Source organism: Umezawaea sp. NPDC059074, assembly GCF_042738955.1.
Lineage (GTDB): Bacteria > Actinomycetota > Actinomycetes > Mycobacteriales > Pseudonocardiaceae > Umezawaea.
In genome coordinates this window covers 1-12556 of sequence record NZ_JBHYHC010000197.1, presented here as the reverse complement: position 1 = coordinate 12556, position 12556 = coordinate 1, and the positions used below count along the sequence as shown (strand labels likewise).

Here is a 12556-nt window from a genome sequence, read left to right as displayed (position 1 = left end):
AGGCGGGAAAGATGCCTTGACAAGACAAAACGGGTGCGAAGGCGCTTCGGATCGGGGTGGGGAGAGGGGGCTGGGCGACGCCCGGGTTGCGTGCTCCCGTCCTTGAGGTGCCCAGTTTGAGTGCTTCTGCTGTCGAGTTGCCCAGCTTGAAGGTTCCTGCTGTCGAGCTGCTCAGCTTGAGGGCTCCCGGTGTCGAGTTGCCCAGCTTGAGGGTTCTGCTGGCGGGTTGCCCAGCTTGAAGGCTTCTGCTCGCGAGTAGTCCAGCCTGAGTGCTTCTGCTGTCGGGTTTTCTTGGTTGAGTGCTTCTGTCCTCGAGCCGCTCAGCTTGGGTGCTTCTGCCTTCGGGCTGCTCGGGTTGAGAGTGTCCGCCTCGGGGCTGGCCCTGGTTGGGTGGTTCCCTCTTGAGGTCTGCTCGGGTTGAGTGCGTCGCCCTGGGGGCCGCTCGATGTGTGTGCTTCGGCCCTCGGGTTCGCCCGATTTGCGTGTATTCGCCTTCGGGTTGCCTGGGCTGAGTGCGTCCGGTTGGTTCTTGCCCCGGTTGGGTGGTTCGGCCTTGAGCTCTGCCCCTGCCTCTTGGCCGCGTGTGCTTGGTGCGTGCGTCCGTTGGGGCGGGTGGGTCGTCCGCTTGAGTGAAAACCTTGCCGTTCGGGAAAGTTGTGGTGGCAAGGGGATATGGGTTGTGAGGGCGGTCCGGGGGCACCGTGGCCGCTGGTCTGGCCCGGTGTTCATCTGTGTCCTGCCTGGTTGTCGGGCAGGGTTCACCTTGGTTTCTACGTGGGGTTCGGGTCGTCGGTTCAGGTTTTCGGCGGGAAGCGCCCTATGCCACTCTCGCGCGTGTTCTGCCGGGGCGATCCGCTACCGTGAACGAGTGAACGTCGACGTTCCCCTGCCCGGTCCGCCGGTCGACCCCGTGGTGGGGATCGACTCCGCGTTGGCCGGCCTGGAGGGCTTGGAGCACCTGGAGATCGTGGACCACGTGGCGAGGTTCGACATCGCGCACACGGCGTTGACGGTCGCGCTGTCGAGCATCGACAAGGTCTGACCCGGTGCCTCGGAGGTCTCGGCTGGACGCCGAGCTGGTGCGGCGCGGGCTCGCCCGGTCACGAGAACACGCCAGTCAGTTGGTCACCGACGGGCGGGTGACTGTTCGCGGCACGGTCGCGACGAAGCCCGCTACCGCTGTGGAGATCGATGCCGCTGTGGTGGTGCGCGCTGATGTGGACGACCCGAACTGGGCGTCGCGTGGGGCGCACAAGCTGGTGGGGGCGTTGGAGGCGTTCTCCGACATCGTCGTCGACGGTGCTCGGTGCCTGGACGCCGGCGCGTCCACCGGGGGGTTCACCGACGTGCTGCTGCGTCGGGGTGCCCGGCAGGTCGTGGCCGTCGACGTGGGGCGTGGGCTGCTGGACTGGCGGTTGCGCACCGACGAGCGCGTGGTCGTGAAGGACAAGACGAACGTTCGCGCGCTCACCCCCGACGACATCGGCGGGCCGGTCGACCTGGTGGTGGCCGACCTGTCGTTCATCTCGCTCAAGCTCGTCCTGCCCGCGCTCAAGTCCTGCCTGAACCCGGACGGCGACCTGGTCCCCATGGTCAAGCCGCAGTTCGAGGTCGGCAAGGAACGCCTCGGGTCCGGCGGGGTCGTCCGCGACCCCGAACTGCGGGCCGACGCCGTGCTGACCGTGGTCGCCGCGGCCGCCGAACTCGGGTTGCGGCTGCACGGCGTGATCGCCAGCCCGCTGCCCGGTCCGTCCGGCAACGTCGAGTTCTTCGTCCGGCTCCGGCCGGGCGACCCCCTGGACGCGGAAACCGCCGCCGCGCTCGTCCGAACCGCTGTCGCGGAAGGGCCCCAATGACCGAACGGGAAGTGCTCCTCGTCGTCCACACCGGGCGGCAGAGCAACATCAAGCTGGCCATGGAAGTGGCGCTCCGCTTCGCCGAGGCGGGGGTGCGCCTGCGGCTGCTCGACGACGAGGCCCCGCAGCTCTACCCGTGCTGCTCCATGAGCATCGTGCCCGCCGACGACAAGGCCGCCGAGGGCACCGAGCTCGTGTTCGTGCTGGGCGGTGACGGGACGCTGCTGCGCGCGGCCGAACTGGCCCGCGCGGCCGGGGTCCCGGTGCTGGGCGTCAACCTCGGTCGGGTCGGGTTCCTCGCGGAAGCCGACTCGGACATGCTGCACGAGGCCATCACCCACGTCATCGAGCAGGACTACCACGTCGAGGAGCGGATGACGGTCGACGTGACCGCCTCCGTGAACGGCGAGGAACTCGTGAAGACGTGGGCGCTCAACGAGGCCAGCGTGGAGAAGAGCTCCCGCGAGCGCATCCTCGACGTGGTCGTCGAGATCGACGGCCGCCCGGTGTCGGCGTTCGGCACCGACGGCGTGCTGTGCGCGACCCCCACGGGCTCCACGGCCTACGCGTTCTCCGCGGGCGGGCCCGTGGTGTGGCCGGACGTGCAGGCGCTGCTGGTCGTGCCGAGCAACGCGCACGCCCTGTTCGCGCGGCCCCTCGTGGTGTCGCCGCGGTCCACCGTGGCGTTCGAGGTCGACCCGAACGGCCACCCCGCCGTGCTGTGCTGCGACGGCCGCCGGACGTTCGACCTGCCCGCCGGGACGCGGGTCGAGGTCGCCGGTGGCGAGACGCCCATCAAGCTCGTGCGGCTGCGGGAAGGACCGTTCGCCGACCGGCTGGTGGAGAAGTTCTCGCTGCCCGTGCAGGGCTGGCGCGGGCCATCGGTCGGCTGACGGCCCCGCTGGGACACGCCGTGGTGACCGGATTCGCCTCCCGAGGCACCCCACTGTCGGTGCGTGCGGCTAGGGTTCGCCCTGTGTTGGCCGAGATGCGCATCCAGGGCCTCGGTGTGATCGATGAGGCAACCCTAGAACTCGACTCCGGATTCACCGTGGTGACTGGTGAGACCGGTGCGGGCAAGACCATGGTCGTGACCGGGCTCCACTTGCTGAGTGGTGGTCGGGCCGAGGCGTCGAGAGTGCGCACCGGTGCCGACAAAGCCGTGGTGGAGGGCCGATTCAGGGCACCCGCCGGCAGCCCGGCCGCGAAGGTCGCCGACGAGGTCGGCGGCGAACCGGACGAGGACGGCACCGTGATCGCGGTGCGCACGGTCGGGTCGGACGGCAGGTCGAGGGCACACCTCGGCGGCCGTTCGGTGCCGGTCGGCGTGCTCGCGGAACTCGCGGAGCAGCTCCTCGCCGTGCACGGGCAGAACGACCAGTTGCGGCTGCTGCGGCCGTCGGAGCAGCGGGCGGTCCTCGACCGGTTCGCGGGCGACGACGTGTCCGAGCCGCTCGGCCAGTACCAGCGGCTGCGCGAGGAGTGGCTGCGCGTCGCGAACGAGCTGACCGAGCGCTCCGAGCGGTCGCGGGAACTCGCGCGCGAGGCGGACCTGCTGCGCCACGGGCTCGGCGAGATCGAGGCGGTCTCCCCCAAGCCGGGGGAGGACGTCGAACTCGTCGACGAGGCCCGCAGGCTCGCGGACGCCGACCAGTTGCGCGAAGCCGCGACGGGCGCGCAGTTCGCGGTGAGCGGCGCGGCCGACGGCGACCCGGACAACCCCGGCGCGCTGGGCCTCATCGGCGAGGCCCGCAGGCGCGTGGCGACGTCGGAGGACCCGGCGCTGCGCGGGCTGGAGTCGCGGCTGATCGAGGCCGCGGCCGTGCTCGCGGACGTGGGGGCCGAGATCGGCTCGTACCTCGACCACCTCGACGCGGACCCGAACCGGCTCGAGACGGTGCTGGCGCGGCAGTCCGAGCTGAAGCACCTGACCCGCAAGTACGCCGCCGACATCGACGGCGTGATCGCGTGGGCCGACAACGCGAACGAGCGGCTCTCGACGCTCGACACGTCCGACGAGGCGCTGGCCGCGCTGGCCGCCCGCCGCGACGAGCTGGCCGCGGAACTCGCGGTCTACGTCGCCCAGGTCTCCGCCGCGCGCACCAGCGCCGCGGAGGAACTGGGCAAGGAGGTGTCGGACGAGCTGACCGGGCTCGCGATGCCGCACTCGAACATCGAGGTCGCCGTGCACCCGCGGGCCGCCGAGAAGGGCGACGCGCAGGCGTTGCAGGTCGGCAAGGTCCTGCTGCACGCGGGCGCCAGCGGTGTCGACGAGGTCGAGCTGCGCCTCATCGCGCACCCCGGCGCTCCGGCGCTGCCGGTGCACAAGGGCGCGTCCGGCGGTGAGCTGTCACGGGTGATGCTCGCGCTGGAGGTCGTGCTGTCGCACTCCGACCCGGTGCCCACGCTGGTGTTCGACGAGGTCGACGCTGGTGTCGGCGGTCGGGCCGCGGTGGAGGTCGGCAGGCGGCTCGCCCGCTTGGCGCGCAGCCACCAGGTCATCGTCGTCACCCACCTCCCGCAGGTCGCGGCGTTCGCGGACCGGCACCTGGTGGTGGACAAGACGGCCGACGGCATCCTCACGCGCAGCGGCGTCCGGGTGCTGGACGAGTCGGAGCGCGTGGTCGAGCTGGCCCGCATGCTCGCGGGCATGGACTCGACGGACACGGGCCGCGCGCACGCCGTGGAACTGCTCGCGGCGGCCAAGGCGGACAAGGACAGCGCCCCCGTGGTGAGGCGCAAGACGCGTAAAAAGGTGACATGAATCCAGCCGGGATGAACCGCCGCCTCATCGGAGCGGTCGCGCTGGCGCTCAGCGCGGTCGCGACGATCGGCGGCGTCCTCCTGCCGCTGTACCGGGAGACCCGCACGTTCCCGGGGCAGAACTCCAGCCTGGTCGTGACGGCGTTCGGCAGCACCGGGGCCGGGGCGTCCACCCCCGGTTTCGCCGTGCCGCTGGTGCTCGCGGCGCTGCTGCTGCTCGCCGCGGCCGGGTTGGTGTTCCGCGACAGCCCGTCGACGCCCCTGGGGCGGATGGCGGCCATCGCGGGCGCGGCCGTGCTGCTGGGTGCCGCGTGGTCGGTGTACCTGTTCATCACCAACCTGTCGGCGCTCGCGCTGGCCGCCGTGCCACCGGGCGGGACGCTCGTCCAGACGCTGGACGTCGGCCTGGTGCTGCTCGGCGGCGGCTGGGTCGTCGGCACGGTCGGCGCGGTGCTCGTGCAGGACCTGCCCGAGCCGGACACCACCCAGGACGAGTTGCGGGAACGCGCCGAACGCGTCCGGGAGACGGTCCGGACCAGCGAGCGCTTCCGCGCCCCTCGGCGCGAGGAGTCCGTGGTGCCGGAGCGGGAGCGGATCCCGGTGCCGCAGGAGGCCCGTGCCGCGGACCTCACGCGCAAGACGCCGCCCGCCGACCCCCCGCGTGACGAGGCCGCGGTCCCCTCGTCCGGCGGCAAGCGGCGGCGCAGGCACGCGCTGCGCGAGCGCGACGAGGAACCCGAGAACGACGAGGCGATCATCTACCAGCTGCCGGACGTGGCGGTCGACGACGTGGCCACGCCGCCGCTGGGCTTCCCGCCCGCCGAGTTCGGCCCCCAGGAACCCGAGTCGTACGGCTTCCCGCCCGAGGAGTTCGGGCCGCAGGGCCCGGAGGACGAGCCCCAGCCGACCACCCGCGTCACCCTCGACCCGATCGACCCCCCAGGCCGTTCATGAGGCGGAACATCGGCGTGTTCGCCCTGGTCGCAGGCGCGGTCCTCGTGCTGGTCGGGTCGCTGCTGCCGGTCTACCGCCAGTCCTACCGGCTCGCCGAGCGCCTCGAGTTCGAGGTGACGGCGTGGAACGTCCGCACCATCACCGGCCCGCAGCCCGACACGGACGAGTTCCGCTCGTCGGTCCAGTACGGCGTGCCGCTGGTGGTCGCGGCCGGGCTCCTCGTGCTGGCCGTCCTGTTCCTGCGCGGCCGGTTCGGCGTCGTGGCGAGGTTCCTCGCGGCGGGCGTGCCGCTGATGCTGATCGGCGTCGTGTGGACCGTGCTCCAGGTGTTCCTGCGGTTGGCCGAGGGCAACCGGCGCGTCGACCCGATCACCGTGACCACACCGGGCCTCGGCCTGTGGATCCTGGCGGTCGCGTGCGCCGTGGCGCTCGCGGGAGGGATCCTCGTGCAACCCGCGCCGGAACCGGTGGTGCGCGCTCCCGAACCCGAGGGTCCGGTCGTGTACCGGCTGCCGGACGCGGAGGAGCAGGTCACTTAACAGGGGAGCGGGGGATGACTGATGGCGAAGGTGGAGGTCGGGGCGGGGGCCCTGGTCGCGGGGGCGGGGCTGGCGGTGTGGGGGTCGTTCCAGCCGCTGTTCGAGCAGAAGCCGAACAACCCCGGCTCCCAGGAGTTCGTGGTGACCTCGTGGACGCAGACGGAACTGGGCGAGTCGAAAGCGGTGCTCTACGGGGTGCCGGTGCTCGCGGCCTCGGTGCTGCTGGTCCTGTGCGCCGCGCTGGTCCTGGTGGACGCCTGGCTGCCCGGCCGGGTCGCTCGAGCGGTGAAGGTGGCCGCGGTGGGCGCGGCGACCTTGCTGGCAGGCGCGGTGTGGACGATCGTGCAGGTCGTCGCCGTGGTGGCCGAACCAGGGCCTCGGGTCCAGTTCACCTCGGGTGACGGGGTCGTGGTGCTGGTGGTGGCGAGCCTGGTGGCCCTCGTGGGCGCGGTGCTCGTGCAGGGAGAACGGGTTCGCGTGCCCGTGGAGGAACGACCGGTCGTGCGCCGGTTGCCGGACGGCGAAGAGCGCAGCGGGCCGGCGTAGCCGGTCGAACGGGGGGAACGTGGAACAGCAGGGTGAGGACGGGCTCGCCGCGAAGCGGCGGGTGCGGCGGGTCGTGGGGGCGGTGGGGTTGCTCGCGGGCGCGGTGGCGGCGGTGGTGGGGTCGACGCTGCCGCAGTACCGGCAGGTGTACGACTTCGGCGCCGACCAGGTGACGACGTTCCGGATGACGCTGTGGGGTACCGACCTGGTCAGCGGTGGCGTGGTGAACGACGACTCCACGCCGATCCTGTACGGCGTGCCGGTGGTCGTGGCGGCGGTGCTGCTCGTCGTGGCGGCCTGCCTGGTGCTGGCCGCTCCTCGCCTCCCCGACCGGGTGATCACGGCGACCAGCGTCGGCGCGATGGGCGCGGCCGCGCTGCTCCTCGGATCCGTGTGGACCGTGGGTCAACTCGTGCTGGCGAGCGTGGCGAACCACGGGGAGGGGACCCTGGTCATCACGGCGACCGTCGAGAGCGGCGTGTGGACGTTGGTGCTCGCCTGCGTCCTGGCGGTGGCGGGTGGTCTGCTGGCGCAGGACTGGCCGGGGGTCGAGCCGTCGCCGGAACCGGAGCCGGTCGGCGCGATCGTCCACCGGCTGCCGGACGAGGACGACACCGACACCCCTCCGCTGGGGTTCCCGGTTCCCGGCGGCGCTGACTCGTGAGGCGCCTGGTCGGCGGGATCGCGCTGCTCGCCGGTGCCGTGCTGGCCGTGATGGGCCTGGCCCGGCCGCTGTTCGAGCAGACGCGGATGGACAGCGGGTACCGCAACGCCATCCGGCTGACCATGTGGGGCAGCGAGTACTCGTCCTCCGGCGGCTTCTCGCAGTCCAGCCCGAACCCGATCCTCTTCGGCGTGCCGGTGGTCGTCGCGGTGGTGCTGCTGGTCGTCGCGACCGGGCTGGTGGTGGCGGGGTCGCGGCTCCCGGCGTGGACCGTCGCGCCGACCAGGGTCCTGGCGGTCGTGGCTCCCGCGCTGCTGATCGGGTCGGTGTGGACCGTGGGTCAACTCGTGCTCGTGGCGGCAGGGCAGGACGACATCACCAAGGGGTCGATGGACACCACCGTGGGCGACGGGATGTGGACGCTGGTGGCCGCGTGCGCCGTGGCGCTGGCGGGCGGTCTGCTGGCCCAGACCCGGTTCGTCGCGGCCCCGGAACCCGAGAGCGCGGTCGTTTACCAGCTCCCGGACGAGGACGACACCGCTACCCCACCGATGGGTGCCCCGATTCACCCATCAGTGTCCACAGAGGAATCATCACCCGGCTGAGCTGCCCGAACCGGTCGGCGTGGCTCCCGCCGCCCGCGAGTGGATCAGCCACCATCGGACGCATGAAGCTCTCCGGGTTGCTCAGCCGCACGAACCACGACCTGCCGGGCGCCGTCGGCGTCGCTCGGGTCGATCGCCGCGCGGGCGACCTGCTGAGGCGGCTGAGTCCGGGCGACGTCGCGGTGCTCGACCAGGTCGACATCGACCGCCGGACGGCGGAGGCGCTCGTCGCCGCCGAGGTGGTCGGGGTGGTGAACGCGTCGCCGTCGATCTCCGGCCGGTTCCCGAACCTGGGGCCGGAACTGCTGATCGAGGCGGGCATCCCGCTCATCGACAACGTCGGCAGCGCCGTCCTGCGCGACATCAAGGACGGCACCAAGCTGCGGCTGCTCGACGGGATCGTCTACGACGGCGAGACCGAGGTCGCGCGCGGCGAGGAGCAGAACGCCGAGTCCATCGCCGACGCGATGATCGAGGCCAAGGCGGGCATGGCCGCGCAGCTGGAGGCGTTCTCCGCCAACACGATCGAGTTCCTGCGCCGCGAGCGCGCGCTGGTGCTCGACGGGGTCGGCGTGCCGGAGCTGTACGTGCCGATGCGCGACCGTCAGGTGCTGGTCGTCGCGGGCGGACCGAGCCACGCCGAGGAGCTGCGGAAGCTGCGCAAGTACATCCGCGAGTACCGGCCGGTGCTGGTCGGCGTCGACACCGGCGCGGACACGCTGTTCGCCGCGGGCTACCAGCCGGACGTGATCGTCGGCGACCCGGACGGCATCGGCACGGCCACCCTGAAGGCGGGCAAGGAGGTCGTGGTGCCCGCGCAGACCGACGGCCACGCGCCCGGCCTGGAGCGCATCCAGGACCTCGGCATCGGGGCGGTGACGTTCCCGTCGTCCGGCAACGCCGAGGACCTCGCCCTGCTGATCGCCGAGGCGCACGGCGCGAGCCTCGTCGTGACCGTCGGCATCCAGGCGGGCCTGCGGGAGTTCCTCGACCGCGGCCACTCGGGCTCCAACCCGTCCACGTTCCTCACCCGGCTCAAGCTCGGCAGCAAGCTGGTCGACGGCGCGGCCGTCGCCACCCTGCACCGCAGCCGGGTCTCGTTCGGCGTGATCCTCCTGCTGGTGCTGGCCGCCGTGCTCGCGATGGTCGCCGCGGTGTCCGTGTCCGGGGTCGGGCACGTCTACGTCGACATCGCCGTCGACGCGTTCCACGCCGTCACCGACTGGTCGAAGGGGCTGTTCTCGTGATCTCGCTGCGCTACCACGTCGTCTCCATCACGGCGGTGTTCCTGGCGCTCGCCGTGGGCGTCGTGCTCGGGTCCACCGCGATCAGCAGCAGGCTGCTGTCCGGGTTGAGCGACGACAACGGCGCGCTGGGCAGGCAGGTCGTCGACCTCCAGGCCGAGCGCAACGCCCTCAACGCCAAGCTGTCCGAGGCCGACCGCTTCGCCACGTCCGTCGGCCCGCTCTCGGTGAAGTCCCAGCTCGCCGACCGCACGGTCGTCCTCGTGACGACGGCCGACGCGCGCCCCGGCGACCGCGACTCGCTGGCCGCGCTGCTGCGCGCCGCGGGCGCCACCGTCACCGGCGAGCTCCAGCTCACCGACTCCTTCGCCGACCCCCGCAAGTCCGACCAGCTGCGCGATCTGGTCGCCCGCCTGCAACCCGCGGGCACCCAGCTCCCCACCGCCTCCGACCCCGGCACCCGCGCGGGCGGCCTGCTCGGAACGGTGCTGCTGCTCAACAAGGACACCAACCAGCCGCAGGCGTCGGCCGACGAGACCGCGTCCGCCCTCGGCGGCCTCGCGGGCGCGGGTTTCGTGAAACCCGGTCAAGGCCTCCGCCCGGCGCAACTGGCCGTCGTGCTCACCGGTGGAGCGGTCTCCGGCGACTCGGCCGGTGACCGCGCGGCCACCATCGCCCGTTTCGCCATCCAGCTCGACCGGTCCGGCGCGGGTTCGGTGCTCGCGGGCGGCGACGGCTCCGCCAACGGCACCGGTGGCATCGGCGTCGTGCGAGCCGACACGGCGGCCACCTCGGTGCTGTCGACCGTCGACAACGCCGACACCGCGGCGGGCCGCGTGGTCACCGTGCTCGCGCTCCGTGAGCAGCTCGACGGCAAGTCCGGCCGCTACGGCGTCGCGGGCAACGCCGAAGCCCCCTCACCAGGTCAGGCCAGCTGATTAGCCCGATGGGGTGAAGCTTTTGCGCGGTGGGTGCGGTGAGCCGCGCCCACCGCGTGTTAGCGTTGTGGCCCGTGGACAGGGGTTATCCCCCTTTCGGAATTCTTCAGACCACGGGAGCCTCGTTGGTGCTCAACGCACGTACCACCAAGCACGTTTTCGTCACCGGAGGCGTCGCGTCCTCCTTGGGCAAGGGGCTTACGGCTTCGAGCCTCGGTCAGTTGCTGACTTCCCGTGGTCTGCGGGTGACCATGCAGAAGCTCGACCCCTACCTGAACGTCGACCCCGGCACGATGAACCCGTTCCAGCACGGCGAGGTGTTCGTCACCGACGACGGCGCCGAGACGGACCTGGACATCGGCCACTACGAGCGGTTCCTCGCGCGTGACCTGTCCGGCGAGGCGAACGTCACGACCGGGCAGGTGTACTCCGAGGTCATCGCCAAGGAGCGCCGCGGCGAGTACCTCGGCGACACGGTCCAGGTGATCCCGCACATCACGGACGAGATCAAGCGCCGCATCCGCGCGATGGCCGAGCCGGACCTCGAGGGCCTGGTGCCGGACGTCGTCATCACCGAGGTCGGCGGCACGGTCGGCGACATCGAGTCGCTGCCGTTCCTGGAGGCCGCCCGGCAGGTGCGCCACGACGTGGGCCGCGACAACGTGTTCTTCCTGCACGTGTCGCTGGTGCCCTACCTGGCGCCGTCGGGTGAGCTGAAGACCAAGCCCACGCAGCACTCCGTGGCCGCGCTGCGCAACATCGGCATCCAGCCCGACGCGATCGTGTGCCGGGCGGACCGCGAGATCCCGGACGCGCTCAAGCGCAAGATCGGCCTCATGTGCGACGTCGACACGGACGCCGTCGTGGCGGCCGTGGACGCCCGGTCGATCTACGACATCCCCAAGGTGCTGCACGGCGAGGGCCTCGACGCGTACGTGGTGCGCAGGCTCGGGCTGCCGTTCCGCGACGTGGACTGGACCGTGTGGGGCGACCTGCTGGACCGCGTGCACAACCCCACCGAGACCGTGCGGGTGGCGCTGGTCGGCAAGTACGTGGACCTGCCGGACGCGTACCTGTCGGTCACCGAGGCCCTGCGCGCGGGCGGGTTCGCCCACCGCGCCAAGGTCGAGGTCGTGTGGGTGCCGTCGGACGAGTGCGAGACCCCGTCCGGCGCGTCGCACGCGTTGGCGGGCCTGGACGCGGTGCTGGTGCCCGGCGGGTTCGGCGTGCGCGGCATCGAGGGCAAGATCGGCGCGATCACCTACGCCCGCACGCGCGGCATCCCGGTGCTCGGCCTGTGCCTGGGGCTCCAGTGCATGGTGATCGAGTCGGCCCGCAACCTCGCGGGCATCAAGGACGCCAACTCGGCCGAGTTCGAGGAGGGCGGCACGCCCGTCATCTCCACGATGGCCGACCAGCAGGACGTGGTGTCCGGCGAGCGCGACATGGGCGGCACGATGCGGCTCGGCGCGTACCCGGCGAAGCTGACGCCCGGATCGGTCGTGGCGCGGGCGTACGGCGTGACCGAGGTGTCCGAGCGGCACCGCCACCGCTACGAGGTCAACAACGCCTACCGCGACAAGCTGGCCAAGTCGGGCCTGGTGTTCTCGGGCACGTCCCCGGACGGCCGCCTGGTCGAGTTCGTGGAGCTGCCCGCGGACGTGCACCCGTTCTTCGTCGCCACCCAGGCGCACCCGGAGCTGAAGTCGCGCCCGACCAAGCCGCACCCGCTGTTCGCCGCGTTCGTGAAGGCGGCGCTGGACTACCGGCTCGCCGACCGCCTGCCGGTGGAGCTGGCCGAGGCCACGGCGGGGGCCAAGTGACGGCCGCGGGCTCGCACGAGTTCCGCACGGTGTCGTCGCGGGACGTGCACATCGGGCGGGTCGTCGGCCTGCGGGTCGACGAGGTCGCGATGCCCGGTGGTGGGACGGCGCTGCGCGAGGTCGTGGAGCACCTCGGCGCGGTCGCCGTGGTGGCTGTCGACGACGACGGCCAGGTCGTGCTGATCCACCAGTACCGGCACCCGTTGGGGCACCGGCTGTGGGAGCTGCCCGCGGGCCTGCTCGACTCGCCGGACGAGGTGCCCGTCGACGGCGCGCGTCGCGAGTTGGCCGAAGAGGTGGGTCTGGCTGCCGCGCGGTGGTCCACTTTGGTCGATGTCGCCGCGTCGCCGGGGTTCACGGACGAGGTGGTGCGGGTGTTCCTGGCCCAGGAACTGTCCGTTGTGGACAGAGAGTTGCAAGGCGACGAGGAAGCCGACCTCGTGGTCCACCGCGTGCCGTTGGCGGAAGCGGTCCGGATGGCACTGGCGGGCGAGATCGTCAATGGTGCCACCGTCGGCGGCGTCCTGGCCGCCCAAGCGGTCTTGGCGGGCGCAGAGGCCCGCCCCGTGGACGCCCCGTGGCCCGACCGCCCGCACACGTTCGCGGCCCGCAGCCAGAACTGAG

Annotated in this window: 13 protein-coding genes; all 13 read left to right on the top strand. The window is 72.0% G+C overall.

Annotation, left to right across the window (positions count from 1 at the left end; all coding sequences use genetic code 11):
- Nucleotides 1–868: 868 nt before the first annotated feature.
- The 13 genes from ACFWW9_RS43320 to ACFWW9_RS43260 all read left to right on the top strand — a co-directional run bounded on the left by ACFWW9_RS43320 (nucleotide 869) and on the right by ACFWW9_RS43260 (nucleotide 12555).
- Nucleotides 869–1042: a hypothetical protein gene (locus tag ACFWW9_RS43320; RefSeq protein WP_390388992.1), complete on the top strand. Its 174-nt coding sequence runs from the start codon at nucleotides 869–871 to the stop codon at nucleotides 1040–1042.
- 4 nt (nucleotides 1043–1046) lie between these two features.
- Nucleotides 1047–1856, top strand: coding sequence for a TlyA family RNA methyltransferase (locus ACFWW9_RS43315; RefSeq protein ID WP_390388990.1), 810 nt, complete (start codon nucleotides 1047–1049; stop codon nucleotides 1854–1856).
- The gene (locus tag ACFWW9_RS43310; RefSeq protein WP_390388988.1) at nucleotides 1853–2749 is read left to right on the top strand and encodes an NAD kinase; all 897 of its coding nucleotides are present in this window, start codon (nucleotides 1853–1855) and stop codon (nucleotides 2747–2749) included. Before ACFWW9_RS43315 ends, ACFWW9_RS43310 begins: the two co-directional genes overlap by 4 nt.
- A gap of 83 nt (nucleotides 2750–2832) precedes the next feature.
- Entirely contained in the window at nucleotides 2833–4620 is a 1788-nt protein-coding gene (gene recN, locus ACFWW9_RS43305) for a DNA repair protein RecN (protein WP_390388986.1), read from the top strand.
- Nucleotides 4617–5573 carry a hypothetical protein gene (locus tag ACFWW9_RS43300; RefSeq protein ID WP_390388984.1) on the top strand — a complete coding sequence of 319 codons (957 nt, stop codon included), beginning with the start codon at nucleotides 4617–4619 and terminating at the stop codon, nucleotides 5571–5573. The genes recN and ACFWW9_RS43300 overlap by 4 nt, the downstream gene beginning before the upstream one ends.
- Entirely contained in the window at nucleotides 5570–6112 is a 543-nt protein-coding gene (locus ACFWW9_RS43295; RefSeq protein ID WP_390388982.1) for a hypothetical protein, read from the top strand. Before ACFWW9_RS43300 ends, ACFWW9_RS43295 begins: the two co-directional genes overlap by 4 nt.
- Nucleotides 6113–6133: 21 nt before the next feature.
- Nucleotides 6134–6658: a hypothetical protein gene (locus ACFWW9_RS43290; RefSeq protein WP_390388980.1), complete on the top strand. Its 525-nt coding sequence runs from the start codon at nucleotides 6134–6136 to the stop codon at nucleotides 6656–6658.
- A 19-nt stretch (nucleotides 6659–6677) separates the two neighbouring features.
- On the top strand, nucleotides 6678–7322 hold the full coding sequence (locus tag ACFWW9_RS43285) for a hypothetical protein (protein ID WP_390388977.1): 645 nt from the start codon (nucleotides 6678–6680) through the stop codon (nucleotides 7320–7322).
- Nucleotides 7319–7927, top strand: coding sequence for a hypothetical protein (locus ACFWW9_RS43280; protein WP_390388975.1), 609 nt, complete (start codon nucleotides 7319–7321; stop codon nucleotides 7925–7927). Before ACFWW9_RS43285 ends, ACFWW9_RS43280 begins: the two co-directional genes overlap by 4 nt.
- A gap of 62 nt (nucleotides 7928–7989) precedes the next feature.
- Nucleotides 7990–9174, top strand: a complete 1185-nt coding sequence (gene steA, locus ACFWW9_RS43275; RefSeq protein WP_390388972.1) for a putative cytokinetic ring protein SteA — start codon at nucleotides 7990–7992, stop codon at nucleotides 9172–9174.
- The gene (locus tag ACFWW9_RS43270) at nucleotides 9171–10109 is read left to right on the top strand and encodes a copper transporter (protein ID WP_390388970.1); all 939 of its coding nucleotides are present in this window, start codon (nucleotides 9171–9173) and stop codon (nucleotides 10107–10109) included. The genes steA and ACFWW9_RS43270 overlap by 4 nt, the downstream gene beginning before the upstream one ends.
- 125 nt (nucleotides 10110–10234) lie before the next feature.
- A complete protein-coding gene (locus tag ACFWW9_RS43265) occupies nucleotides 10235–11932 on the top strand; it encodes a CTP synthase (RefSeq protein WP_390388968.1) in 1698 nt (565 codons plus the stop codon).
- Complete coding sequence (locus ACFWW9_RS43260) at nucleotides 11929–12555, top strand: NUDIX domain-containing protein (RefSeq protein WP_390388966.1); 627 nt, start codon at nucleotides 11929–11931, stop codon at nucleotides 12553–12555. The genes ACFWW9_RS43265 and ACFWW9_RS43260 overlap by 4 nt, the downstream gene beginning before the upstream one ends.
- Nucleotide 12556: the final 1 nt, after the last annotated feature.